The organism is Cytobacillus firmus DS1, from assembly GCF_000565285.1.
Classification (GTDB): domain Bacteria; phylum Bacillota; class Bacilli; order Bacillales; family Cytobacillaceae; genus Cytobacillus; species Cytobacillus firmus_A.
Genome location: NZ_APVL01000006.1, coordinates 19,176 through 43,196 on the forward strand (window position 1 = coordinate 19,176; position 24,021 = coordinate 43,196).

Below are 24,021 nucleotides of genomic sequence, written 5' to 3' on the forward strand. Positions count from 1 at the left end.
CGATATTTCAGCCAGCCATCAAACGGGGAATGAATCCCCGGCTGATGGAAGTTTAACATTTATTTTGCAAGCTCACGGATCGGGTTGAACCACTCATCTTCTACTTCAACCAAACGCTCATTTCCGGATTTTTTGCTGAATAATCCGGAAAATTCGGAGTCCTCGGGAACGAAGATTTTTTCGTTATTTGCTACTTCGTCTGAAGTCATAATTTCAAGCATCTGTTTTTGGTCTTCTTCGCTCAATGTACCGGAATTGATTACAAATGGTGCATTTAATACAGGAGTTACTGAGATTAAGCTGAATTCTTTTCCGGCAACCGTGTTTAATGGCTCAGCAGCATCATCTTTCACTTTATAAACTGAGCCCTGCTTGTTCACTTCACCTTCTGCCAGCTCCACATAATTGTTCACACATGTATCACAGAATGCCGCCACGTCCGCTTTGCCGCTTAATAGATTGACTGCAGAACCCTGGTGTGAACCGCCAAATTATACTTCACTGAAAAACTTGTCCTCTCCGCCTTCAAGCAGATCCTCTGCTGTTAAACTCTTAAACTCTTCTTTCGCACTGAAATAATCCGTAATGCCTGTAGATGGTACCTTGAATCCTGATGTTGAACTGTTCGAAACAAAGGAGAACCTCTTTCCTTGAATATTGTCTATGGCAAACTCCCCGCCATTTTTGTATTCATCCGCATGTTCCTTCTGAACAGCCAGCCAGCTGTAATATACTGCATCCTCCAGAGTGCCTGACTCGCCGCTCGGAACAGCTAATGGAAGAACTTTTTCATTTTTGTTATGTGCTTCTATGTAACCTTGTGCCCCAAGGAACGCCATATCTGCGTTGCCGTTAGCAATCGCTTCAATTGCCACTATATAATCAGTTGTTGTTTGATGCTCTACTTTCTTGCCTGTTTTTTCTTCTATCAGTTTCCCAATCTCGTCACGGGCTTCTCCTAAATCAGCGCCTGATTCGTTTGGAAGCCAGGCGATCGTCAGCGTATCGTCCTTCTCTGAGTTCGCTGTAAACGAACAGCCTGCAAATACCACTGTAATAGCCATAGAAAGCAGAAATAACGCCATTTTCTTCATGATTTCTTCCCCTTTCATATTTGGAAAAATTTTAATGCTTCCATCGACCTAACTATAGCGAACGAATATTAACCTGCTAATAAGGCAATATATGAAATCATTAAGCATTGGTAAAGAATTAATGCGCCAATGTAAAAACACCATTCTGCATGTTGTATTCCCTATCACATAAGTTGTTCATAAATTCAAGATCATGGAAGATTCCCAGCATCGTCGTGCCTTCATGCATTAGCTGCTCTATTAAGACTTTCACCTTCATTTTAGATTCATAGTCCAGGCTTGCGGTCGGTTCATCCAAAAGAAGCAGTCTTGGTTTCTTGACCATCGCTCGGGCAATGTTCAGCCTGAGTTTTTCTCCGCCGGAAAAGGTTGCAGGATAGCTGTCCCATAGCTCCGGGTCAAGCTCGAAATGTGAAAGGATTTGCTCTGTCTCTTTTTCGGCATGAACCTGGTCCCGGCCCATTTCAACAATGGCCTGCTTTACAAGCTGTCTGGCAGTCGTTCTGGGCATTACATTCAGAAATTGAGATACATAGCCTATCTCATGCTTGCGCAAATAGATCATCTGTCTATTTGTTGCCGCTGCAATATTGAGAGGACCGAACTTTCTGGAATTGTACCAAATGCTTCCATTCTGAAGTCTGTATGTTCCAAAAATGCATTTCAGGATGGTCGATTTCCCGCTCCCGCTTTTACCGGTAATCCCTACAAAGTCTCCTTCCCCCAATCTGATATCAATTCCGCTCACTGCATGGATATTCTTACCGAGATTATGAAGGGTAAATGATTTGGACAGTTCTCTGATTTCCAATAGATTTTCCACCGATCCACCTGCTTTCATTCAAAGTAGTATTAAATTCTGTAATTTGTTTTTTGGATTAGCTTCCCATCAACGAATACCCCCGTGATGACCGGAAAATCATCTGCCAATTGTTCAATGATCAGAAGGTCTGCTTTTTTCCCTTCCTCTATCGAACCAATTTCTTCATCCATATTCACGGCTTTAGCAGGATTAATCGTGACAAGCCTGATCATGTCTGCCAGACCCATCCCATAATTCCTTGCCAGTTCAAAAATGGCATGAAGCATGGCTGCCGGATAGTAATCACTGCACAAGATATCAATTGAATTTTTTTGAATCGCGTCGGCTGCACCCAGATTACCGCTGTGAGAGCCTCCGAGCAGGACATTTGGGGCTCCGGCCACCGTGTACATGCCAAGCTCCTTTGCTTTGAATGCTACCTCCTGGGTAATCGGGAATTCACTGATGGTCGTGCCAAAGCTTTTGACCAGTTCCAGCTTATCGAAACTGTCATCATCATGTGAAGCAACTGCTATATTATGTGCCTGTGCGTGCTCTGCAATCTCCTTCATATCCTCAACTGAAAGCTTTTCCTTCGTTTGGTGATTCCGGATTAAAACATCTATCGCGGCATCGCTCATGCTGTTATAGCTTTTTACCGTGTTCCGGTAAATTTCCAGATGGCGATATTGCCCTTGTCCAGGTGTATGGTCCATAAATGAAATCAGGTGCACTTTATTTTCGCTAATATAGCTTTTAAGATTTTCGATTGCATCTACATTATCAATCTCCATCCTTGCATGAAAACGATGTCTTACAAGATGCTTCATACTGTGGGTCTCATCAATCAGGTCAATGAGCTTTCTGACATTTTCCGGTTCCCGAATCGGCTTGTATGCATATTCTGTTTCTTTATAGAGGGAAAGTGAATGGAACATCGTTGTGATCCCATGGGATATGAGCTCCTTCTCTGCTTCCCTGAGACTTAAATGAAAGTCCATTAAAGACGTTGGCCTAGGTGCTGCCATATGTTCAATATAATCGGAATGGATATCGATAAATCCCGGTGAAACATACCCGCCCGCTGCATCGATCACCTCCAGGGATTCTTCAAATTTCATTTCTCCCTTTGGTGCAATTCTGCTGATCCGATCATCCTCTATCAGAAGATCATAGCCTTGCAGAATCGTATCCTCTGTAATTAGTTTTCCGTTTGTAATAACGTACAAGTGTGCTTCCCCCTAATTTGAAATGAGATTTTTTCCGATTAGCCTTAAAGAAGCGAATGAACCAAGCTTTGAGTAAATGGAGCTTGAGGGTCTTCAAGTATTTGATCTGTCAGCCCCTGTTCAATGACCTGTCCCTCCAGCATGACCAAAGTTCTGTCCGCCAGCATCCGAATAACGCCCAAATCATGTGAAACCAGCACAATGCTAATATTCATTTCCCGCTGCAGGCTCTTAATTAAATCCAGAACACTTGCCTGTACAGATAGATCCAATCCCGTCGTAACCTCATCCAAAAGCAGAATCTGCGGCTGATTAGAAAGGGCTTTGGCAATTTGCACACGCTGCTGCATTCCTCCGGAAAAATTCTTTGGAGCTTCCTTTCGGCGATGGACGGGAATATTCACCTTGCTGAGCAGCTGTGATCCCCTGTCTTCCATCCTTTCCACATTCCTGCTGCCTGCCGCAATCAATTTTTCGGCAATATTTCCAATGGAAGAAAAGTCGATTTTTAATCCTAATAGAGGATTTTGATAGACTTTCCCCATTAAATGGTTGCGGATATACCTTTTTTGCTGGGAAGACTCCTCAAAAAGATTCTTCATCCCGTTCTGATAGGAAGAAATATATGCTTCCCCTGAGGTCGTTTCCTGGTCAAAGTACAGGCATTGCATTAAGGTGGACTTGCCGCTTCCGCTTTCCCCTACAATCCCAAGCACCTCTCCCGGGTAAACATCGAAGGACACATCCCTGCACGCATACACCGTTCCGCACACACTGCAGTAATTTTTGATCAGGGTCAAAGGCTCAAGGTTCGTGCAATGGTCGCAGCCAGGACCGAATTGCTTGTTTAAGTTTTTAATAGATAACACCGGAACCTCAAATTCAGTCATTTAATTCACTCCTGCCTTTTCAGCTTCGTTTAAAATTTCACAGCAATAGCTGGTATCATTGCATTGGTAAAACGTCTCTCCTGTTGCCTCATCGATCAGTTCGTCAAGGAACACGCCCTCAGATCCGCACAATCTGCAGCATTTCCCATGAAAGCTTTCCCCTTCAAACGGATAATCCTCAAAATCGAGTGACACAATCCTCGTATAGGGCGGGACTGCATATATCTTCTTCTCCCGTCCTGCTCCAAGTAAAATAAGTGCTTCGTTTTCATCCATTTTCGGATTATCAAAGCGCGGGATCGGGCTTGGTGCCATTACATAGCGGCCGTGAACCATGACCGGATGATCTGCACCTGTTGTCATGCTTCCGTATTTCATGATCTGTTCAAATAGCATAAGCCAGGCTCCGCTGTATTCTTTTTCAGCATGCAGCTTTTTTGTTTCATGCTCACTCGGTTCAAAATACCGGAGCGGTTCAGGAAGCGGCACCTGCAAAACAAGGATTTGGTCCGTTCTCAGCGGCACCTCAGGAATTCTGTGACGTGATTGAATAATGGTTGCCTGCGAGGTATGGTCCGTTATTTGAACACCAGTTGTATCCTTTACTAGCTTTTTGATGCTGACTGCATTGACAGATTCATCAGATCCCTGATCGATCACCTTCAATACATCCTCTTTCCCGATCAGTGAGAGTGTCAGCTGCAGGCCTCCTGTCCCCCACCCCCTTCCAATCGGCATTTCCCTTGATGCAAATGGTACCTGATAACCCGGGATGGCAATCGCTTTTAAAGTGGCTCTTCTAATTTCCCGCTTCGATCCTTCGTCAAAGAAAGCAAAATTATAGGCGTTATTCATATGCTTGCACCTCTTCCTGTTCTTCTGCTTTCGCTTTTGTCTTTCTCACACTGTCAAGCTTCGACTGGAACGTTACATAATGCGGCATCTTCAAGTGTGATATAAAGCCGGTTGACTCCACAGAATCAATATGGAGGAGGACAAATTCCTCATTATGGCTGGGGAAGCTATTATCAGGATGCTCGAGGCAATTATCGAGAATGCCCATGGCGATCGCTTTCGTCTCATTTTGTCCGAAACACAATCCATATCCGATTTCAAACTCCAATTCCTTCTTGCCTTTTTCCTTTTCTGCCATGAACGGCATCAGCATTTCTGCTTCTGTTGTTTTGATATCACCAATGTAATATTCATCTTCGTCATTGCCCTCTTCATTCGGATGGCCCACATATATTGGCAGGTTTCCTACTCTTAGCTCACCAACAGTCGGATGCAAAGCGCCATACCCTCTGATAACCGCATAGGCGAGTGAAGTAACAGCTCCCGTCTCTCCTCTTGTCAGAATTTGCAGGCGCTGGCTTCTGCTTGATGGAAACTCAAGACTTTCCCTGGTCACATCATCAGGCTCAGCATCATTGTTTTCGAGAGGAGGTATCAGTCCTTCTTTCCTCAAATAATCCAGCACTTTTGGAAGTACAAATTCAGATGCATGCTGCAGCATTTCAATTGTCCTATTTTCCAAAGCATAATTTGACAGCCATTCGCTAACCGACTCTTCCGTTTCCTTCATTAGATTGAAATCCAGGAGGCGGTGGGTATAATCAGTGGTAGCGCCAAGGATCTGACCGCCCGGAATATCCTTGAAACTGGCTGAAATCCGGCGTTCCACCTTCATCTCCCCGGTTTCAATGATATTCGAGCAGTACTTTCTCGGCAGGGTCGAGCGGTATGCACGAAGCAGGAATACCGCTTCTTCGGGATTTCCTTCAGCCTGCTTGATCGCTAATGCTGCAAGCTTCTCATTATATAAGCTGCTTTCTGACATCACCTGATCGATTAACCCTCTCATCCCTGCTTCAATCTGTCCGGTTTCCAGCACTTGCTCCTTATGCAGCCTTTCATATTTCAAGCGTTTAATCGATTCTTCAATGGCCTGTGTTCCGCCTTTTACCGCTACATAACCCATTCCTTCTCCACCTCCCTGCTTTCTGTTATTTGAGTCGTTCTTGGCAGTGATAAAAGCTGATGATTCCGGTCCACGAATACCAGGTCGACCCCTGTTGGATACTCCTTATTTTTTTCATTGCGTTTTTCAATCCAATTTCCAGCCAGTTCTATATTGATTCCTGTGCTTGTTTGAATACCAGGTCCACTTAATAGCAGTTTGTTCCCTTCAGTAATAATTCCTGTTTCTGCTATAATCGTTGCGGATTTGTGCGGATTTATAAACGTTCCCGGATCCGCCATTTCAATGGCATGTTCCAGAGACCCTGCCCCGGCATCTTTCAGGAGAATTAAATAATCGGCCTTGTCTGCTTGAACCGCTTTTGCAAAGGTTAATTGATTTATTTCCTTTTCAAATGCTTCAGCATCACCGCCGTATACTTTAAACGTAACCTCAGGATCAAGCAGCGTTAATGCCAGCAGTAAAATTGAGCGGGAGCAGCCTGCTGGATTCTCTCCGTCCAGCAGCGCAGCCTCCTTGCCGAGGTCTGATATCAGCCCTGGCCTTGAAGTGCTATCGACCAATTTTCTATATACAGATTGCAGGTCATGAACAACATCTAATTTCAACACCTGTACCTCCTTCTATTAAACATCCATCGTCTCAAAGCTGACTTTTGTTCTTAAAATTTCTTCATTCTTTGCTTTTCTTTTTTGATCTATATAGTACTTTTCAATTTCGAGTATCCCGGCCCATGGTTTGGTTTCGGGAAGATCCCCTAGAAACGCTGCGTCAATCACGGCAAGATGATAAGCCAAATCCTGGTGATCTCCTTTCACAATCCCAATTCCGATCTTCCCTTCCACCTTAGCCTTGCATTCTGTGACGAGTACTTCTCCTAAATAAAACAGGCTTTTCCTGGAAGTTTCCCGAACCTTTAACATCACAAGTCCCTGTTCCGGCTCCTGTAAAACAGAAACTGAATATTTTTGTTCAATCTCATTCGCTAAAGATTTTGCCAACTCATGTGAACCTTCAATCAAAATTTCTGTACGCTGTTTTCTTTTCACCTTTTGGCCTCCATCTGTTTTTGTTCTGCATCTTAAATCTATCTTGTTGCCAAGCTGGCAGATGTTAAAGAAGTGTAAATTATGTAAGAGTTTTATTAATCTGATATTTGCACCAAAGCCAGTTTAAATTAAATAGGTAAAGCAATCGCTTCTATACTTTATTCTTGAGAATTCCAATACTGTTCCCGTCTCCTTATCCATACAGTGGGACTCCAGGAGCAGAAGCGGAATTAAACTTGAGCATTGCAGAATTTTCCGTTCAGGCTCTATTGGGAAAAACACACTCAGCTGGCTTTGGCCCGATGTAAATTCTTTATAGCCGTGGGATCTATAGTAGTAAAAAATAGATTTGATCCCAGGACCATCTCTATCAATTTGGGGAAAAACAGATTTGGCTGCATAGGATGTGTGCAAGGCAATCGGGCAGCCGTCCACTATTCTTAGCCTGGAAATTTTATAGACTTCATCCTGCGGATTGACTTTTAGCGCATGAAAGACTTCAGAATCAAACTGGATTTTTTCACAGCAAATATTCTCCGACCTGAAGTCAAACCCAAGCTCATTCATCTTTTCACTAAAACTGATATCCCCTGTTAAAATCAGCGGAATCTGCTGCTTCCTATTTTGGACATAACTGCCCCTTCCCTGCTTTGAAAAAATGAACCCCAGATCCTGTAATTGTTCATACGCTTTCCGTACAACAATTCTTGGAATCCTATATTGATCCGCCAGCTCATTCTCCGAAGGAAGCTTTTCATTTGGTTTGTACTTCCCTTCCTTTATTTGTGTAATCAGCTCGTCTACCAGCATCATTTTTTCACTCATACAGCCAGCTCCCTTCGATACCCAGTCTAAAAAAAGAATTTAGATGGAGAGTTACGTGATTGTAATGTTTTTATAAAAATGAAAATAACCCAATCTTTTTGTGACTGGGTCTTGTAAGGCTATGGTTAGCTCCCGAATTTCCTGATGAAAGCTTCCGTATCATTTAATTCTTCAAAATGGGCTTCCAGCTTTTCTCTTGGCCAATCCCACCACGCAATTTCAAGCAGTTTTTCAGCTGTCTTTTCACAAAACCTTCTTTTTATTGGCTTTGCCGGCACGCCTGCCGCAATCGTATAGGGTTCAACATCCTTTGTAACGACAGCACCGGAGCCGATGACTGCCCCTGTGCCAATTTCAACACCCTTCATGATGATAGCACCGTGCCCAATCCATACATCATGGCCTATATTAACCCGGTTTGTACGGCGCCAATCAAAAAATTCATGATCATCCTGATTGCCGAAACCATAATCAACTTTCCGATAGGTCATATGGTGCTGACTCACCCGGTCCATCGGATGCTGAACAGGATTAATGCAAGCATGAGAAGCAATGGAACAGAACTTGCCGATTTCAGTATAGTTGACTGTTACATCATCCATCGTATAAGTGTAGTCGCCAAATTTCGATTCGATAATTTTATTTCTTTCTCCAATTGACGTCCATTCTCCCGCATAGCTGTCAATGATGAAGCTGGATTGATGTACAGCAGGAGAAACAGAGAGCTTTTCATCCTTTTTTGGTTTATAAATCATTGACATGTGCAAATCTCACTCCTTTTTTAATGTGACGCCTATTAACGCTGGCTTTTCAGTCTCATCCGTCTCGCAGCTAATTCATGCACTCTCTCCACCCCCGGAGACATGCTGCCCAGCACAACCGGTTTCTCACCGTAAGCACCATGAAAATCAGAACCTCCAGTCATGGTCAATCCATAGTGTATGGCCAGTTTCCTTGCCATTTCTTCATGCAGTCTGCTGTGAAGGGGGTGCCAGACTTCTATCCCCTGCAGGCCGGCTTCAGCCAGCTCAGGCACCTTTTCAAAATTTCCGTATTGGCCAGGGTGGGCAAGGACAGGCACACCGCCTGCATCAAGAATTGCCTCCACAGCAAGCCGCGCATCCACATATTCCATTGGGATAAAGGCAATGCCTGGCGATTCTCCATTTTGGCCGCGGCTAAATATTTTTTTATAAAGAGAACCATAAATGGAATCAGCATATCCAGCCTCTATAAGAGCTGCCATGATATGCTGCTTATACACTCCGGTTCCACCCTCAGAAAGCTCCAGACAGCGGTCCCATGTAATGCTGTATCCTGCTAAAATCAGCCTTTGAACCATTTCAAACGAAAGCTTATGCCTCCGCTCAACAATCGGCTGGCACAGCGATTCAATTGCCTTATGCCCTGGTTCGATAAAATAGCCCAGAATGTGAACACGGCGTCCTCTGTCAAAATCAAAAGCAGAAATTTCAATACCGGGGATCACCTCCACTCCATACCTCTTTCCACGATCAATTGCTTCCTGCAGCCCTTTTGTCGTGTCGTGGTTCGTAATGGCCAAATGTGTAACCTCATTGGCAATGGCCAGATTCAATACCTCATCAATCGATAGCGGGCAATCAGAAACATTCGTATGGCAATGCAGCTCTGCTTTCATTTTCATTCCTCCTATTCATAGCCTTTTTTTCTAGAATAACTTGGTGCCAAGCCGGATAGGTTAATGGGATGTAAATTTCTGTTAAGAATTTGTAATTTCATTTTTTAGTTGATAAATTCCCGCAAAGTGGAGCCGGTCCCGACAAATTTCGGCGGCTTCGAGAGGGCATATTGCCGGTTCGATTGAAAATGGTGAGAACGCAACGATTGCATTTAATTCTCTGGGTACCGCAGATTTGGCCGGAGGAGAAAATCAATTTCAATGAGCGAAAATAGGTAAAAGTCTAGCATGCGTATTGTCTTCATCTCCATTCGGATTGTTTATTTCCTTTTAAAAAGGAAACATTAAAAACATATAGGAAAAGGGGAGGCAAATATTATGAGCGAAAAAACTCCAGAGGATGTAAACCGCATTCAGGAAGAAGCACAAAAACAGGATCGGGAAGCGAAGAAAGCTCAGGAAGTTGTGGAAGATGCCATTTCCAAAATGACTCCGCAGCGGCAGTATGAAAAAGAAAAGGAACAGAATAAACGATAAAAAGGAAAAGCCTTATTCCTGCCCTCGAGCAGGGATAAGGCTTTCATTCTCCGCGGACTCTTTTTGTTCAGCTCTCTGCAGATAATGCATAAGTAAACAAGCTATAAAAAAGACAAATAACAGCAGCCTCTAGTGTTACATAGTACCAGACACCATTTCCGAAAAATGAAAGCAGCGTTTTGGTTTCTGTCGGGCTCGCCAAATAGAAGGAAGTGGTCTCCAGCAGCAGATTCAAAAAGAACACTGGCACCGCAATTACGTTAAGTGTTAAAAAGCTGGTCAGCACCGCTTTTTTCGGCACCCTGTATCCTTCAAACAAAATAAAATATAGTTCAGCTAATGGAATGGCTGAATGATGGAGAAAGTATTGATGTAGAATTGAATTGATGCCCACTGGCAGAAAGGGCATAAAACTAAAAAATAGCAGAGGAACTCAATTTGAATTCCTCTGCTATTTTCTATTTATCCATGCAGTTCTTCAAAAGCCTGATACACATTGGCCCTTACCTGAATGCCATTCAGATTAATGCCGAGCGTGACGATCGTCTGCGCCACTTCCGGTCGGATTCCTGTAATGATGGTCTTAACTCCGACAAGCGATAAGGCTTCAATTACCTTAAACAGCTGATCTGCGACCATGGTATCGACAATCATTACACCGGAAAGGTCTAAAATTAAATGTGACAGCTTTAGGTGTGCAGATTGTTTTAATGTTTCTTCCATTAACAGCCGAGCTCTCTCTGTATCAATATTCCCAATTAACGGCAGGATGCCCACCCCTTTAGAAAGGGGAACAACCGGGACAGATAACTCAAGGAAAGCCTGCTTTGCATTCTCGAGTGTTAACTGATGGAATTTGACATAAGCCATGCTGAAACAATGAATGGAATGATCCAGCAGGGGATCTATCAAATAGACAACCTTTATAACCTCTGTTGCCGTCATCTCAAGCTCCATCATCGTTTCCTCTAGATCTTTCCAGATATATTTCCGGTAATAGCCCGCATCCATTAAAGCTTCATCCAAAGGGATCCCGAGCTTAAAGAAATACTCGCCTGTCTCCTTGCACCATTTTTCAATCTTTTCCATTGCTTCATTTTTATTCTCATGATTCAGCAATGCTTCACCGAACAATTCAATAAACTCAGCACGAATCTGAATAATGTGCCCTTCCATTTTGTCAGCCTGCACTCTCTCTGTTTCTGTCATTACGACACCGCTCATTCGATCCTTATGCAGCTTTTTCGCAATTGCATCCTTCTGTTTTAAAATCTTTTCCCCTAATAGACGCATCTGATTATTCATGTTCTCCCCCTATAGCACCTGATTTTAATCCTTCAAGAATGAGTCCGCTTCATCCTAAACATATTTCTTTACCCGGTTTTTTATAGAATAAACCTATGAATTTAAATAATTTAAGGACTTCATTTGGATTAACCTACTATTTTTCTGCAGCACTCCGGTTTTTGGCCGTTAATTCTTTTCATTAACTACCACACCCCCGCCTCTGTCCGCCCATTTTCACCAAGGACACTCACCCGCCTTATCCCGCTTTGAATATAGTGTAGGAGTTAGAGGGGGTGACTAAGATCAGCCATTTATATACTGCCAGCTCCTCCAGCCTGCAGAGTTTAGAAGATTGGCAGCTGAATGCCTTAGATAAATTCCAGAAAAAAATGACGGATAAAGAAAAACCCTTTCCCTGCATCCCTGCGACCATCGGGTTTGCCAAAAATCAGCTTCGTTATGGATTTGCGGCCGACCCAGGAGATCCGGCCTCCATCCAGCAGACAGCATCCATCCTGAAGGAATTCACAAAGCACTCAAGAGACTTCGGAAGCTACACTTCCCTGATCATTTTTTATAAACATAAGGATAATTTGAATGTGGAGGAATATGAGCAGCTTTTTTGGGACCAGCTGACGGGGCTGTCTGAGATAGATGAAGTGGATTGGCCAAACGAAACCCCAAAAGACCCGTACGATCCGCTTTGGGAGTTCTGCTTTCACGGGGAAAAATACTTTATGTATTGTGCCACTCCTGCGCATAAAAATCGGCAGAGCCGCCATTTTGATACGATGATGCTTGCCATCACGCCGAGATGGGTTCTGCAGGAGTTCATGAAAAAGGGAACATTAGCATCCCGCATTAAAAATCAGGTCCGCAAACGGCTCCTAAAATATGACGCCATCCCTATCCATCCTGACTTGAATAGCTATGGCTCCGATGACAATTTTGAATGGAAACAATATTTTCTCCGGGATGATGACACCGCCATTTCCAAATGCCCTTTTCATCGGCTCCCAGGTACTTTAAAGCATAAATAGGGAGGACAGAAAAAGCTTCTGTTCTCTATTTGTTTTTTCTATCAATATATAGAGTGCCATCCTTCTGGACTTGTGCAAAAAATACATCTTCTGCTGAGTGGACCCCCGCTTTTTGCAGTTCTATGTCAAGCCAGTTTTTGTCTAAATGTAATTTAGATAGATTCCCTGGATTGATCTTTCCATCAGAAATGACTTCTGTTGGTAAAGGAAATAGATCTTTTTTTGGACACATAATATTTAAATCATTTTTCGTAACAGCTTGTTTACTTTCCTTTTTCAAAACGGACAGGTCTCCGTTTGTTTCCAGGATTGCGTAATCGACATCGATAAGCGAAAAGATGTCCTTTTGTCTCAATAACGCCTGCAGCTCATCAAGGTCCACCCTCGATATTTTAAGTGCCCCTTCCATTATCTTGCCTTCTTTGATAACAATCAACGGCTCACCTGTTGTGACTGTCCTCCCCTGTTTTGATTTAAGGTCGATCATGTCCATTGCCATGGTGAAAAGCGTCCAGACAATTAGGGCGATTACCCCATCTTTAATGCGGGTACTCTCATTTACAGCCAGGTTTCCAGCGATAGACCCTATTCCAATGGCTGAAGCCCAGTTGAAAAAGGTCATTTGCCCAATTTCCTTGCGCCCCATCAGTCTGGCTAATAAGAAAAGCACTAAAAACGAGATAGTTACACGGAGTATCGTCTCATTCACTGGCATAATAAAGCCACTCTCCTTTCAAGATAAACATGTTATAAGAAAGAAGCCCCCAGTCTCCCGGGAGCAACTCGCATTATTTTACAGGAGGCGTACCATGAATATAGCCTGGTGCAGGATCAAGTACAGGTGCTTGTCCAGTTGCTGCTGGCTTGGCTTCGTATTTGAATTCCGCTAATCCATCCATGGATGGACCGTTTGCCCAGCGCCCCATCTGGCTTTCTGTACCTTCAGAACAGCTCATGAACGTATAAGCCACATCCGATTTTTCGTATTCTCTGTTAAATGTGCTTGGGACCACTAATCCTTCTTTCTCCTCCAGCTCAGCGATAGCTGCTGCCCACTGATTCTGGTGGTATGAATCACGGGCAATCAGGAATGAAAGCATATCCCTGACCCCAGGGTCATCCGTCATTTCATATAACCTGACGACCTGCAGGCGTCCTTGTGATTCTGCATTCAGGTTGGCTCTGAAATCTGCCAAAAGATTTCCGCTTGAAATGATATAACGGGCAGTCCATGGGAATCCCACTGCATCGTTGGGACTTGCGCCAAGACCGTTTACGATAGCGTGCTGTACGTTCATTCCGCCCATCACACTTGCAACAATCGGATCCTTTGCAGCTTCCTCCTGCTCCTCCACTGGCGCTTTATCCAGAAGCTGAGCAATCATGGTTGCGAGCATTTCTACGTGAGCTATCTCTTCCGTACCGATATCCATCAGCATATCGCGGTACTTCTGCTCCCCCCTGCAGTTCCATCCCTGAAAAAGATACTGCATCATAACGGATATTTCACCAAATTGTCCGCCCAATACCTCCTGAAGCTTCTTGGCATATACAGGATCAGGCTTGCTTGGTTTTGCTCTATATTGTAATTCCTTTACGTGAAAAAACATAAATTAGACACCTCCGTGTTTGTAATACAGACATACATAGTTAGTTTCTCTTTCCCGCCATTATCTATGCTCTGGATTGATCTTTAAGGTGATTAATCACTTCATCAGCCGTCACAATCACAGCAAACTCTTTGTGCAATGCCGCAAGCTCCAATTCCTGCACTGTCTCAACCGAATGGACAACCCTCTTATGATCAGTGATATCAAAAGCGGCAACCGCATCTGACAACAAATAAGTTATAAACCCTAAATTAGCACTCATTCTCGTTGTGGTTGATACACAATTCTGTCCTCACCGTTTTTGTGATAAAGAGGCGATTGCGGGTCAAGCGACAAATGCTTTGAAAAGAAAATGGGCCACTTGCCGCTTCCTCCATTCTTTCAGCAGGCGAAAAGCATTGTTTTCAGCCTGTGGATTGTTACGTTTCCCCCAGTAAGGGTCGTCAAATCCCCAATTGCATGTCCAAATTCAAAAGTGCTGTTTTCATCCTCGTTTCTCCTCTTGCTAATATGATTATATTTTCTATATACACCGCTTGTTTCATACACCGGGTAATTGTAAACAGAAGTTGATGTTCAGTTTATTTTCATTTTGTAAAATAACCATTGAAAATAGTTTTAGGAGGCATTTGTGTGAAAAAATTGCTGCATGGGGTAACAGATTGGGTTTCCACCAAACGGGGAATGTGGATTACGATTATCGGCTGGCTTGTGCTGATGATCGGCTTTAGTGCAGGTCCGATGCTGGGGGATTATAAAACAAATAATTTCCAGTCACTTCCTGATGAGGCGAAATCCATTATTGCCCAGAATAAAACAGAAGAATATTTTCCAAACAAACAAGGAACTCCGGGCATTTTGGTTTTCCATAATGAAAATGGCGAGGTACAAATCGAAGAAGCTAATCAGATCCTGGAAGGAATCATGAAGGAAGATATTGATGGAATCAAGACGATTGTCGATATCAGCAAGCTTCCGCCGCAAGCTCTCGGTTCTTTTATTTCTGAGGACAAGTCCACCTTGATTGTGCCGATGGAGCTTGAACAGGGACTTGGCAATGACCAGTATGCCGAGATCAATGATCATGCCTCAAAAGTAGGCAATAAAATTGCGGAGGATCTCGAAAGCACATCCTTTTATATCACCGGTCCAGCCGGCATTGCCGGAGATACAGTCAAGCTGTTCGAACAGGCGGACTTTGTTCTCCTGATTGCCACTGTTGTCATCATTCTTGTACTGCTTATAGCCATTTACCGTTCTCCATTGCTTGCCATCATTCCGCTTCTCGCGACGGTTATTGTCTACCAGGTCGTGAACCAGAGTATTGCATTAATGGGTGCCGGCGGACTTGAGATCAATAACCAGACGACCTCCATCATGAGCATTTTGCTGTTTGCTGCCGTGATAGATTATTCTTTATTTGTTTTCTCACGTTACCGCGAGGAGCTCAATCATTTCGAAAACAAATACGAAGCCATGAAACATGCCATGCGGGCAACCGGCGAGCCTGTTTTCTTTGCTGGCGGGACGGTTCTTGCTGCGATGCTGGTTCTGTTCTTTGCGGATTTCCGTGATTATCAGAACTTTGCCCCGATTTTTGGAACAGCGATGTTTTTTATCATGCTGGCTTCCGTTACATTGGTTCCAGCACTATTCACCCTGTTTGGACGCAAAGCGTTCTGGCCGAAGGTTCCTGAATATGGTGCTGAAACAGAAGTTAAACATAGTGTCTGGGGACCCATTGCCAGATTCGTTGTGAACAAGCCCGGCCTCTCAGGCGGTATTGTCGGCATTATCATGCTGATCACAGCGTTTAATATTTTTAACCTTGATTATGAATTCGACACAGTCAAGAAATTCCCGGAGGACCTGCCATCTCGGGTCGGATATGAAATTGTGGAAGCCAGATATGACAAAGGAGAGCTGGCTCCTTCGACACTTCTGATTATCAGTGATCAGAATTTGGCTGAAAACGATACAGCAGCGATAAGTGAAAAGCTGCAGGAATATGATGAAGTTGCCTCTGTCCGCCTGTCTGCCCTATCAGAAGACGGCAAGGCTGCCAAAATGAGTGTCGCATTATCCATCAATCCATATTCAAATGAAGCCATATCCTTTATGAAAGATTTGCGTGAGGACACAACTGAGCTATTAGATGAAATCGGTGTGGAAGCTGAGTCCTACTATAGCGGAGTCACTCCGAAAATAGTGGACGAACAGGATGTCAACAGCGATGATATAATGAAAATTGTCCTGCTTGAAACGGTCCTGATACTTGCGCTTTTATTTGCGCTTACAAAATCCATCAGGATGCCGATCTACATGATGGCAACTATTTTGCTTTCATTTGTCTCGGCTTTAGGGCTTGGGATTTTCCTGGTTGATGTATTATTCGGCTTTGAAGCCATCAGTTCGCGCGTTCCTGTCTATTCATTTATTTTTCTTGTAGCATTGGGAATTGATTACAACATCATCCTGGTTTCGCGTTTTATGGAGGAAAGGAAGCAACACCGGGTGAAGGACGCTCTTGAAATTAGCATCCGCAATACAGGAGGTGTTATTTCTTCGGCAGGCCTTATTCTGGCTGCTACCTTTGCCGCCCTTATGACCATGCCAATCGCAGACTTATTCGTCTTTGGCTTCATCGTTGCCATGGGAATATTGATTGATACCTTCCTTGTGAGAGGAATGCTGCTTCCGGCATTGATCTTATTTTTCGAAAAAGATAAGGAAACTTCCCGGCAAAAAGTTTCGGAATAGAGTGAGGATCCCTCCCTATTCCATTTAAGGAGGCCCTGCTATGAAAATACTAGTCGTAGATGATGATGTTCATATACAGAAGCTTGTTGCAATTCATCTGAATCATGAAGGCTATCAGGTGCTGAGAGCAAATAATGCCCAAGAAGCATTAATGCTCCTGGAAGATCAAACGGCAGATTTAGCTGTTGTGGATGTCATGATGCCCGGCATGAATGGATTCGAACTCACCAGGCTTCTGACAGACGACTTTGGAATTCCTGTTATTCTTCTGACGGCAAAGGGACAGCTCAGTGATAAAGAACAGGGCTTCCTATCAGGTTCTGAAGATTATATTGTCAAGCCGTTTGAAGTGAAGGAACTGCTTTTCCGGATAGCGGTAGTGTTAAGAAGAGCCGGGCGGGCGATGGAAACAGTCGTTAAAGCCGGTAATCTGTCCATTGACAGAAAAAGCTTTGAAGTGGAAATCAATCAGGAGACCATCCTTTTTCCATTAAAGGAATTTGAGCTCCTGAGCCTGCTTTCGGCACGAAAAAATAAAATAACACAGAGGGCCGCATTGATTGAACAGGCGTGGGGAGCGGATTATGAAGGCAGCGAACAGACTTTAAATACCCACATTAACCGAATTCGTGACCGGTTAAAAAAGTACGGGGCAACCGTTGAGATCCAGACTATCCGCGGCATCGGGTATATACTTGAGGAAACAAAATGAGGACGCTCTACCGGAAATTCATTGCAGCCACACTTGTGATTTTAGCTATAAGTATCCTGCTTTCCTTCCTTTTAACAAACTGGGTCTATATGGCTTCTACAAAAGGAAAAATCGATAGACACAATGTGGTGATTGCAGAGGAAATCGCGAATGGCCTTGAACATATGCATTCCTCTGGATCCACATATGAAACGTACTTAAATTCAATGAGCAAGCTCGGCTATCAGCTCTATATCGTAAGTGAATCCGGAGATGGAGAATTCTTCGGGCAGCCTTTCAATAAGACAGATCTGCCTGAAGAAGCTGAAAAGGTGCTGACTGATCAGAAGGTTTATCATGGGATGGATAGCTTTGCCGGCCAATTTCTGATGATGGGCCATTTTTCGAACGACCTTGAAAATACGGTCGGCGTCCCTTTTACCATGGACAATCAGAATTACGGGCTATTTCTCCGGCCGGATAATAAGCTGCTTTTCTCGGACATTCACATGATCTTCGCGTGGTTCTTTGTCGCCATTGCCGTTGTCAGCATTACCGGAGTGATCTGGTTCGCCAAGCACCTGATCAAGCCGATCACGAAGCTGACGGAAGCAACCAGGGAAATTACCCGTGAGAATTTCAACTTTCCATTGAATATTGAACGACGGGATGAAATTGGACAGCTTGCGGAAAGCTTCGGCCGCATGCAGGCTCAGCTGCAGCATAATGATGAGGCCCGCAAATCATTCATCAACAATGTGTCCCATGACTTTCAGTCCCCTCTTATGAATATTCAGGGGTATGCGGAGCTTCTGCAGACACAGAAACTGTCAGATGAAGAACATGGCGAATACGTGCAGATTATCGACCAGGAGTCAAAGCGGCTGTCCAATCTGACCAAACAGCTTCTGCTATTGACTTCCCTTGACCAGAAATCCTATCCGATGAAGCTTTCGGAGGTGAAACTGGACGAACAGATCAAGGAAACCATCCGCAGGCATCAATGGCGGCTGGAGGAAAAAGAAATTGAGATTTCCTACAAGCTCGCGCCAGTCATTTTGAAGGGAGACCCGGAGCTTTTGGTGAATATCTGGGACAACCTTCTGACGAATGCGATAAAATATAACTCGCATGGCGGCAGCATTCTGATCAGCCTGTCTCAAACCCAAACAGCGATTGAAGTTGTTTTTAAAGATACCGGGATTGGAATATCAGTAGATGCGATCGGCCAGATTTTCGAGCGCTTTTACCGGGTGGACTCTGCCAGAAAAAAAGATGGCACAGGGCTCGGGCTATCGATTGTAAAACAAATCATTGAGCTTCATAATGGGGAAATCAAGGCAGACAGCCAGGCTGGCAAAGGCACCACCTTTATCATTACATTTTTCAGGGAGAAACAACGGGAGGAATAAACATTATGGAACAAAAATGGAGTATCAGATTAATAAGATTTGCAGCCGTCTTCGGCATTATTGGAACATACCTTGGATCGCATATGTCCGGGCAGATGGATTATTCGTTAAGGCCCATTCATGCCCACATCCTGCTGGTAGGATGGCTTTCCGTATTTGCATGGGGAATCTTTTATAAAGTCTACCGCGTAAAAAATAAAAAGCTCGTTTCCATTCACAGCATCCTTGGAATGGCAGGGTCGCTGGGGCTGACAATCGGCATGTGGATGTACACATTAAATCCATTTAATTTAGGAGATACCTTTGTTCTGGTCTTCTTTATTGTCGGTGGAACGCTCCTATTGCTTGCCTTTGCACTTTTTGTGGCAATTACCTTTTTAACTGAGAAAACAGCGGATCAGTAAGTTATAAAAGCAATGCAAACCTCTTTTGGGGGGCTGCATTGCTTTTTTAAAATGATAAGAAATGGTAAATTTTAACTTTTGGAACTGTTTAGCACAAGCAGTCTACCCCCTCGAGGTATCGGGGGTGACCAAAGCGCTTGCGCTTTTCTTTAAGTCAGCCATTCTGCAAAGAATTCCAATAGGCTTTAGCTTCCGCTTCCAGAACTTTTAATCTCTTATAATAGTCTGGAAACTCGTTAAGATGCGCCATGGCAATTTTCCCCGTAAGCAGCGGGTCATCTCTAGTAACATCTGTTTGGCTTGATCGTTTTCCATGCTCCAGTTCTGTATTAACACCCATCCAGAATTCATTCAAATCAAACTGGGTTTTCGTAAAATCGATGCCCATAAGCAGTGCAATGGCTGCTGCCTCTTCTTTCGAAAAGCCCGCTCTCTGTCTGCTGGTATTGGGAAAACCCTGATGATTAACATGTCTGCTGCTAAAGTGATGCCCGTAAGGATTATAAGAGTAATACAACAACATTCACCTCTCCATGCCAGATACCATAATGTATGTGAATGATTTATTTAGGAGCATGGACCTGGTCAAATTAAAAAGGGCCCATAAAGGCCCTCTCTTAACAGCATCTTCCCGTATTCCCGATCATCGAGATCCCGCTTCCGTTACCGTTACCGCTCCGCTCTAAAACAAGGTCTTCGGTGTTTGGTTCAATAATCGGGTCGATTGCTACTTTGATTTCATTGATTGTGACAATAATATCATCTGCTGCCGGCTCATCCAGAGCCAGTCCAATTCTTGGCTGTCCTCAGCCATAGCCGTCAAAAAAGATGCGGACGCTGCTGGCATTCTGTTCTTCCAGCATTTTTCTTAATTCGTCACGCGCATTGTCTGTAATTTTCATGCCTGATCCCTCCCTTTGGATGTTTTTTAAGTATATTATTTACTTTCCAGTTTCGGCAAATGTTTTAATCCGCCCGTCGATTTCGTCACGGACACGCTGGAAGTAAGCCCATTTCTCTTCTTCTGTTCCTTCTGCTTTGGCAGGATCATCGAATCCCCAGTGCTCGCGCTTTACATGGGGAGGGACAATACATGAAGCCACAGCAAAGTTGCAAGGGACCCAATCGGCGTAATTTTCGGGCCTAGATCCGATCCAATCACGTTCGCATAGATAAGGGCTTCACGGATGATTCCGCTTGTATCGGTTTCAGCAATGGCCAGCGCGTCAATCATCTACGCAACCAAACAAAAAGCGGCTAAAACTCTAGCCGCAAACATAATATTACAGAAGTTTTTCCATAGCCATCACGTCCACAAATTCTCCGTCCAGCACACCCTGGTTTTGAAATATACCTACTTCGCGAAACCCCATTTTCTTATACAGACTCTGTCCCAGTCCATTAAATGGAAAAGTAAACAAAACCAGCTTATGGAACTTGTTTTCTCTTGCTTTCAGTTCGAGTGCAGAAAGCAGCTTCCCGCCTGCCCCCTTGCCTCTGAACTCCCTTGCGATATAGACTGATAGATCTGCCACTCCGGCATATGCACAGCGGCTGCTATAAGGATTAAGAGAAGCCCATCCGATTACTTGCCCCCCTTTTTCTGCGGCAAGCACACAATATCGTCCCCGATGCTGATCAAACCAGACTGACATATAGGAAAGATCTTTTTCCTCTGTTTCCAATGTAGCGATGCGATCTTTTATTCCCTGATTATAAATCTCGACAATCGCGTCTAAATCTGTCTTTACGGCGTCACGAATCAAAGTCTCACTTTCCATAACAGGTCCCCCGCTTAATAAGATTTATAGGTCTCTATTTTTTTAAATTTATTTAAGCTCTTTGCTAAAACCGACCAAATTGCAGCCAATATAAGCAGAATGAACGAACCGCCCCAATATAAAATTGTAAAACCAGCCTCTAATTGGATTAATATGTAACTAATGGCCGGCCCTAGAGCTGCCCCTACATCTTGAAAGATGGAGTATACAGTAAGGAAAGAAACCACGTTTGCAGTTTTTGCTGTATCCAGGGCAATCGTATCCAGAATGGTTGATAAAATAGTAGCACCGGCCATCACTAAAAGAGTAATTGCCACCCAAAGCCATAATGGAAGTTTAGCAGATACCAAGCCAAAGACAACCCCTGCAAAAATCAGGGAAACAATAAAAATCGGCAGCCTCCCCTGCGCCCCATCAGACCAGCGTCCCACTGTCCTTCCCAGAAAAGGTTCCCATGTCCACCTTACCGCTTGGATTATGCCTGATAAAAATGTAACACTTACAGCCACATTCCATAGTGATATACTCTCTCCGTAAAAGTGTTCTATCACTGAACTCAGGGTGGATGTCACTATTCCTTGATATAGCATGGCAACGAGAAAGCCAGAAACAATAATCGCTGCTTTGTATGAGGCCCTGCTAATGACAGGCTTCTCATCAGCCATTTTATCTATTTTCTCAGGTGCCTCCTCAACTTGGTTAATGTTTGAATTCAGTATTAGAGGAAGCCCCAAAAGGGACAATAACCCAAATGCAATTGAAACTGTGCTCAAGCCTATAACCGGAATAAGCAAGCCTCCAAGCAGCATTCCAACCAGACTTCCTGTTCGGTAGAGCCCGTTATATAAGCCCATAGAACTTCCACGCTTATTGCTTTCAGCGTATACGGCAACAGCCGCCAATCCTCCGATTCGAAAAAATGACCAGGCAATCCCCCATAATGCACGGAGTATCACCCAGGCCGTAAACCCTTCGAAAACACCGTATCCTATCGTTGTGAATCCGCCTAACAGAACGGCAATGATCAGGCCAGCCTTTAATGAAATGTGTTTATATATCCAGCCTGCAAATGGATTAAAAGGCAATCGTATGAAACGGTTTATGGAAAGGAGCACACCCACTTGCCAAATTGACTCAAGCCCAGCAGTTTCCCAATAAATAGGCAAGGCAATGTACAGCATGGAATCTCCTAAGAGACTTAAAGCTGTGACGATGGCGACTATTATAATTGGCTGTGAAGATAATTGCTCTTTAATAGTCACCATGATTCATCCTCTCAGGTTATTTAAAACTAATCATTCGAATGATTCAGTAACTCCCGATAAGCTAAAAGAAATTGTGTATACGTTTCCTGCCCCATTTCACTTTCCTGGAATCGAAACAGCCTTTCAAACGTTTTATCTTTTGCTTCCTCAACAGAACACCCAAAAGCATTCATGATTAATTTCATATAGGAAATAAAGTATTCTTTTTTGAGTACTCCGGCATGATTTATGGTCATTATTATCACCTTTTCAATCACATTTTAAGGAGAAGCGAATCAATTGCAGCAGGATGATGCAGACCCTTTAAAGGAACTTTTTAAATTAACGCTGCATACACCCGTTTCCGGCAAATCCAGCTCCACTTTTTCAGCAGCAGCGAAATCCCCGCTCAAATAAGCAGCCACAGACCTAACCTGCTCATAGCCTGTCGCCATCAAGAAGGTTGGAGCACGGCCATAGCTTTTTGAACCCACGATATAAAAATTTCTTTCAGGCTGTCTTAATTCCTTTTCTCCATGTGGGCGAACCGTACCGCAGCTATGAATATTAGGATCAATTAATGGTGCTAATGCTTCTACGCTTTCAGTTGAAGAATCAATGGAAGTACGAAGTTCACTTATGATTGAAAAATCTGGACGGTTTCCTGTATTAACAATCATTTCGTCGATTCCATCCAGGCTTCTCTGCTTCCCGTTTTGGCTGCCTATTAACTCGATTCCCGTTTCCGACTCTTTGACGAGCTGGATGCGAAATGGAGTAACTGCCTCCACTTGCCCGATATCAACCAAGTGATGGATTCTGCTTCCGAGGCGGCCGCGTGCTTCAAGTGCATCTTTTTCTTCTCCTCCGTAGGCATCCTCAACATGATTTCTTCTCATAATCCATAAAATCTCCGTTTCGGGATAGGACTCTTTTAAATCGGCTAAATCCAGCAAGGCATTAATCGCTGAATGGCCTCCGCCGACAACTGCAATGCGCTTATTCCGATAGCGCTGATGCTCACTCCCTAATACATCGGGTATTCCATAAAATATCTTTTCCTTCAGTTCCTTCTCATCTGCCAGCCAAATTCCGCTTGATGAAGCCGGATTTGGATTTCCCCAGATACCTGCAGCATCAATGACTGCTCTTGACTCAAAGGTTTTGTACTCTCCATTCTGCTCAGCATGAATAACAAAAGGAATATCATCCCGGTTTGCCGTTTTCATTTTATCAGTGTCTTTTCTGCCAACTGACAAAACATTCGTATTCAGGTGGATGAAAGGTTTTATTTCAGGTAAACTGGACAGTGGCTTTAGATAGTGTTCAACAAGTTCCTCCCCGGTAGGCAAAGCTTCCAAATGCGGCTGTACCCAGCCATTTGCGCTTAATAACCTGGCAGCAGCTTTATCAATATTGTACCGCCATGGTGAGAATAAACGAATATGTCCCCAGCTTTTAATATTAGCTCCCGCTTGCTTCCCTGCCTCAAGCAAAAAAAATGATTTCCCCCTGCTTGCCAGGTGTGCAGCAGCTGCGAGCCCCACCGGTCCGGCGCCAATTATAGCCACAGGCAGCTCTCTTGCTTCCCCCTTGCTAAGTGAATTCTTTTCTGACCCGTATTTCTTAGGCGTGCAGCATCCTTTTACAAGATCATTCTGATTAGTCATATTTTCTCCTCTTTTCTCCAATTATTTTTACTTGCAAAATGCAAGTAATATACCC

The 24,021-nt window shown here is 43.8% G+C and carries 26 protein-coding genes and 3 pseudogenes; 6 read left to right on the forward strand and 23 right to left on the reverse strand.

Translation table 11 applies throughout. From position 1 onward, the window contains the following. Positions 1 to 59: 59 nt before the first annotated feature. The 11 genes and pseudogenes from phnD to PBF_RS09155 form a co-directional block, all read right to left on the reverse strand. Positions 60 to 1,094, reverse strand: a pseudogene (gene phnD / locus PBF_RS09105) (phosphate/phosphite/phosphonate ABC transporter substrate-binding protein). 118 nt (positions 1,095 to 1,212) lie between these two features. Then, positions 1,213 to 1,917: a phosphonate C-P lyase system protein PhnL gene (locus PBF_RS09110; protein WP_035329407.1), complete on the reverse strand. Its 705-nt coding sequence runs from the start codon at positions 1,915 to 1,917 to the stop codon at positions 1,213 to 1,215. Positions 1,918 to 1,946: 29 nt separating this feature from the next. Then, the gene (gene phnM / locus PBF_RS09115) at positions 1,947 to 3,125 is read right to left on the reverse strand and encodes a phosphonate metabolism protein PhnM (RefSeq protein ID WP_035329408.1); all 1,179 of its coding nucleotides are present in this window, start codon (positions 3,123 to 3,125) and stop codon (positions 1,947 to 1,949) included. A gap of 44 nt (positions 3,126 to 3,169) precedes the next feature. After that, positions 3,170 to 4,015: an ATP-binding cassette domain-containing protein gene (locus PBF_RS09120; RefSeq protein WP_035329409.1), complete on the reverse strand. Its 846-nt coding sequence runs from the start codon at positions 4,013 to 4,015 to the stop codon at positions 3,170 to 3,172. Then, positions 4,016 to 4,870, reverse strand: coding sequence for an alpha-D-ribose 1-methylphosphonate 5-phosphate C-P-lyase PhnJ (locus PBF_RS09125; protein ID WP_035329410.1), 855 nt, complete (start codon positions 4,868 to 4,870; stop codon positions 4,016 to 4,018). Beyond that, positions 4,863 to 5,996, reverse strand: a complete 1,134-nt coding sequence (locus tag PBF_RS09130) for a carbon-phosphorus lyase complex subunit PhnI (protein WP_035329411.1) — start codon at positions 5,994 to 5,996, stop codon at positions 4,863 to 4,865. Before PBF_RS09130 ends, PBF_RS09125 begins: the two co-directional genes overlap by 8 nt. Next, positions 5,984 to 6,604 (reverse strand): phosphonate C-P lyase system protein PhnH, encoded by a 621-nt coding sequence (phnH, locus tag PBF_RS09135; protein ID WP_035329412.1) that lies wholly within the window; start codon positions 6,602 to 6,604, stop codon positions 5,984 to 5,986. The genes PBF_RS09130 and phnH overlap by 13 nt, the downstream gene beginning before the upstream one ends. Positions 6,605 to 6,622: 18 nt before the next feature. Beyond that, positions 6,623 to 7,045, reverse strand: a complete 423-nt coding sequence (gene phnG / locus PBF_RS09140) for a phosphonate C-P lyase system protein PhnG (RefSeq protein WP_035329413.1) — start codon at positions 7,043 to 7,045, stop codon at positions 6,623 to 6,625. Positions 7,046 to 7,168: 123 nt separating this feature from the next. Then, a complete protein-coding gene (locus PBF_RS09145; RefSeq protein ID WP_035329414.1) occupies positions 7,169 to 7,870 on the reverse strand; it encodes a GntR family transcriptional regulator in 702 nt (233 codons plus the stop codon). Between the two features lie 125 nt (positions 7,871 to 7,995). After that, entirely contained in the window at positions 7,996 to 8,631 is a 636-nt protein-coding gene (locus PBF_RS09150; RefSeq protein WP_035329415.1) for a DapH/DapD/GlmU-related protein, read from the reverse strand. 35 nt (positions 8,632 to 8,666) lie between these two features. Further along, positions 8,667 to 9,530, reverse strand: coding sequence for a PHP domain-containing protein (locus PBF_RS09155; protein WP_035329416.1), 864 nt, complete (start codon positions 9,528 to 9,530; stop codon positions 8,667 to 8,669). A 378-nt stretch (positions 9,531 to 9,908) separates the two neighbouring features. On the opposite strand from PBF_RS09155, the gene PBF_RS26110 reads away from it, so the two are divergent. Next, entirely contained in the window at positions 9,909 to 10,067 is a 159-nt protein-coding gene (locus PBF_RS26110; RefSeq protein WP_160169252.1) for a DUF1682 domain-containing protein, read from the forward strand. A gap of 67 nt (positions 10,068 to 10,134) precedes the next feature. Here PBF_RS26110 and PBF_RS09160 read toward each other — a convergent pair whose 3' ends face one another. Both PBF_RS09160 and PBF_RS09165 read right to left on the reverse strand, forming a co-directional pair. Next, the gene (locus PBF_RS09160) at positions 10,135 to 10,368 is read right to left on the reverse strand and encodes a hypothetical protein (protein WP_343299423.1); all 234 of its coding nucleotides are present in this window, start codon (positions 10,366 to 10,368) and stop codon (positions 10,135 to 10,137) included. 161 nt (positions 10,369 to 10,529) lie between these two features. After that, positions 10,530 to 11,372: an STAS domain-containing protein gene (locus PBF_RS09165; RefSeq protein WP_035329417.1), complete on the reverse strand. Its 843-nt coding sequence runs from the start codon at positions 11,370 to 11,372 to the stop codon at positions 10,530 to 10,532. A 275-nt stretch (positions 11,373 to 11,647) separates the two neighbouring features. Between PBF_RS09165 and PBF_RS09170 the strand changes: the two genes are divergently transcribed. Beyond that, positions 11,648 to 12,394 carry a YqcI/YcgG family protein gene (locus PBF_RS09170; protein WP_081757257.1) on the forward strand — a complete coding sequence of 249 codons (747 nt, stop codon included), beginning with the start codon at positions 11,648 to 11,650 and terminating at the stop codon, positions 12,392 to 12,394. A gap of 25 nt (positions 12,395 to 12,419) precedes the next feature. Here PBF_RS09170 and PBF_RS09175 read toward each other — a convergent pair whose 3' ends face one another. The 3 genes from PBF_RS09175 to PBF_RS26750 all read right to left on the reverse strand — a co-directional run bounded on the left by PBF_RS09175 (position 12,420) and on the right by PBF_RS26750 (position 14,266). Continuing rightward, positions 12,420 to 13,109 (reverse strand): YetF domain-containing protein, encoded by a 690-nt coding sequence (locus PBF_RS09175; RefSeq protein WP_035329418.1) that lies wholly within the window; start codon positions 13,107 to 13,109, stop codon positions 12,420 to 12,422. Between the two features lie 73 nt (positions 13,110 to 13,182). Then, positions 13,183 to 14,004 carry a manganese catalase family protein gene (locus PBF_RS09180; protein ID WP_035329419.1) on the reverse strand — a complete coding sequence of 274 codons (822 nt, stop codon included), beginning with the start codon at positions 14,002 to 14,004 and terminating at the stop codon, positions 13,183 to 13,185. Between the two features lie 64 nt (positions 14,005 to 14,068). Continuing rightward, the gene (locus PBF_RS26750) at positions 14,069 to 14,266 is read right to left on the reverse strand and encodes a hypothetical protein (protein ID WP_235192227.1); all 198 of its coding nucleotides are present in this window, start codon (positions 14,264 to 14,266) and stop codon (positions 14,069 to 14,071) included. Between the two features lie 371 nt (positions 14,267 to 14,637). On the opposite strand from PBF_RS26750, the gene PBF_RS09190 reads away from it, so the two are divergent. The 4 genes from PBF_RS09190 to PBF_RS09205 are packed head-to-tail and all read left to right on the forward strand — an operon-like array spanning position 14,638 to position 19,271. Continuing rightward, a complete protein-coding gene (locus PBF_RS09190) occupies positions 14,638 to 16,764 on the forward strand; it encodes an MMPL family transporter (protein WP_035329420.1) in 2,127 nt (708 codons plus the stop codon). 40 nt (positions 16,765 to 16,804) lie between these two features. Next, complete coding sequence (locus PBF_RS09195; protein WP_035329421.1) at positions 16,805 to 17,476, forward strand: response regulator transcription factor; 672 nt, start codon at positions 16,805 to 16,807, stop codon at positions 17,474 to 17,476. Further along, on the forward strand, positions 17,473 to 18,867 hold the full coding sequence (locus tag PBF_RS09200) for a sensor histidine kinase (RefSeq protein WP_035329422.1): 1,395 nt from the start codon (positions 17,473 to 17,475) through the stop codon (positions 18,865 to 18,867). Before PBF_RS09195 ends, PBF_RS09200 begins: the two co-directional genes overlap by 4 nt. A 5-nt stretch (positions 18,868 to 18,872) precedes the next feature. Further along, positions 18,873 to 19,271 (forward strand): hypothetical protein, encoded by a 399-nt coding sequence (locus PBF_RS09205; protein WP_035329423.1) that lies wholly within the window; start codon positions 18,873 to 18,875, stop codon positions 19,269 to 19,271. A gap of 154 nt (positions 19,272 to 19,425) precedes the next feature. Here PBF_RS09205 and PBF_RS25805 read toward each other — a convergent pair whose 3' ends face one another. The 7 genes and pseudogenes from PBF_RS25805 to PBF_RS09235 form a co-directional block, all read right to left on the reverse strand. After that, positions 19,426 to 19,794, reverse strand: a complete 369-nt coding sequence (locus PBF_RS25805) for a DUF5661 family protein (protein ID WP_081757258.1) — start codon at positions 19,792 to 19,794, stop codon at positions 19,426 to 19,428. 418 nt (positions 19,795 to 20,212) lie between these two features. Continuing rightward, positions 20,213 to 20,407: pseudogene (locus PBF_RS25810) on the reverse strand (arsenate reductase); the annotation flags it as partial. Further along, positions 20,356 to 20,505: pseudogene (locus PBF_RS25815) on the reverse strand (ArsB/NhaD family transporter); the annotation flags it as partial. The pseudogenes PBF_RS25810 and PBF_RS25815, both read right to left, overlap by 52 nt. A 49-nt stretch (positions 20,506 to 20,554) precedes the next feature. Next, positions 20,555 to 21,052 carry an arsinothricin resistance N-acetyltransferase ArsN1 family A gene (locus tag PBF_RS09220; protein WP_035329424.1) on the reverse strand — a complete coding sequence of 166 codons (498 nt, stop codon included), beginning with the start codon at positions 21,050 to 21,052 and terminating at the stop codon, positions 20,555 to 20,557. A 14-nt stretch (positions 21,053 to 21,066) separates the two neighbouring features. Further along, positions 21,067 to 22,317 carry an MFS transporter gene (locus tag PBF_RS09225; RefSeq protein WP_035329425.1) on the reverse strand — a complete coding sequence of 417 codons (1,251 nt, stop codon included), beginning with the start codon at positions 22,315 to 22,317 and terminating at the stop codon, positions 21,067 to 21,069. A gap of 26 nt (positions 22,318 to 22,343) precedes the next feature. After that, positions 22,344 to 22,553 carry a hypothetical protein gene (locus PBF_RS09230; RefSeq protein WP_035329426.1) on the reverse strand — a complete coding sequence of 70 codons (210 nt, stop codon included), beginning with the start codon at positions 22,551 to 22,553 and terminating at the stop codon, positions 22,344 to 22,346. 39 nt (positions 22,554 to 22,592) lie between these two features. Continuing rightward, positions 22,593 to 23,966 (reverse strand): FAD-dependent oxidoreductase, encoded by a 1,374-nt coding sequence (locus tag PBF_RS09235; protein ID WP_035329427.1) that lies wholly within the window; start codon positions 23,964 to 23,966, stop codon positions 22,593 to 22,595. Positions 23,967 to 24,021 lie beyond the last annotated feature (55 nt).

What these genes read in the sequence shown, in the direction of transcription:
- PBF_RS09120 (WP_035329409.1), bottom strand. Translation starts at nt 4,015, where the DNA reads ATGACTGAATTTGAGGTTCCGGTGTTATCTATTAAAAACTTAAACAAG.
- PBF_RS09125 (WP_035329410.1), bottom strand. Translation starts at nt 4,870, where the DNA reads ATGAATAACGCCTATAATTTTGCTTTCTTTGACGAAGGATCGAAGCGG.
- PBF_RS09130 (WP_035329411.1), bottom strand. Translation starts at nt 5,996, where the DNA reads ATGGGTTATGTAGCGGTAAAAGGCGGAACACAGGCCATTGAAGAATCG.
- PBF_RS09145 (WP_035329414.1), bottom strand. Translation starts at nt 7,870, where the DNA reads ATGAGTGAAAAAATGATGCTGGTAGACGAGCTGATTACACAAATAAAG.
- PBF_RS09150 (WP_035329415.1), bottom strand. Translation starts at nt 8,631, where the DNA reads ATGTCAATGATTTATAAACCAAAAAAGGATGAAAAGCTCTCTGTTTCT.
- PBF_RS09155 (WP_035329416.1), bottom strand. Translation starts at nt 9,530, where the DNA reads ATGAAAGCAGAGCTGCATTGCCATACGAATGTTTCTGATTGCCCGCTA.
- PBF_RS26110 (WP_160169252.1), top strand. Translation starts at nt 9,909, where the DNA reads ATGAGCGAAAAAACTCCAGAGGATGTAAACCGCATTCAGGAAGAAGCA.
- PBF_RS09165 (WP_035329417.1), bottom strand. Translation starts at nt 11,372, where the DNA reads ATGAATAATCAGATGCGTCTATTAGGGGAAAAGATTTTAAAACAGAAG.
- PBF_RS09175 (WP_035329418.1), bottom strand. Translation starts at nt 13,109, where the DNA reads ATGCCAGTGAATGAGACGATACTCCGTGTAACTATCTCGTTTTTAGTG.
- PBF_RS09180 (WP_035329419.1), bottom strand. Translation starts at nt 14,004, where the DNA reads ATGTTTTTTCACGTAAAGGAATTACAATATAGAGCAAAACCAAGCAAG.
- PBF_RS26750 (WP_235192227.1), bottom strand. Translation starts at nt 14,266, where the DNA reads ATGAGTGCTAATTTAGGGTTTATAACTTATTTGTTGTCAGATGCGGTT.
- PBF_RS09195 (WP_035329421.1), top strand. Translation starts at nt 16,805, where the DNA reads ATGAAAATACTAGTCGTAGATGATGATGTTCATATACAGAAGCTTGTT.
- PBF_RS09200 (WP_035329422.1), top strand. Translation starts at nt 17,473, where the DNA reads ATGAGGACGCTCTACCGGAAATTCATTGCAGCCACACTTGTGATTTTA.
- PBF_RS09205 (WP_035329423.1), top strand. Translation starts at nt 18,873, where the DNA reads ATGGAACAAAAATGGAGTATCAGATTAATAAGATTTGCAGCCGTCTTC.
- PBF_RS25805 (WP_081757258.1), bottom strand. Translation starts at nt 19,794, where the DNA reads ATGTTGTTGTATTACTCTTATAATCCTTACGGGCATCACTTTAGCAGC.
- PBF_RS09220 (WP_035329424.1), bottom strand. Translation starts at nt 21,052, where the DNA reads ATGGAAAGTGAGACTTTGATTCGTGACGCCGTAAAGACAGATTTAGAC.
- PBF_RS09225 (WP_035329425.1), bottom strand. Translation starts at nt 22,317, where the DNA reads ATGGTGACTATTAAAGAGCAATTATCTTCACAGCCAATTATAATAGTC.
- PBF_RS09230 (WP_035329426.1), bottom strand. Translation starts at nt 22,553, where the DNA reads ATGACCATAAATCATGCCGGAGTACTCAAAAAAGAATACTTTATTTCC.
- PBF_RS09235 (WP_035329427.1), bottom strand. Translation starts at nt 23,966, where the DNA reads ATGACTAATCAGAATGATCTTGTAAAAGGATGCTGCACGCCTAAGAAA.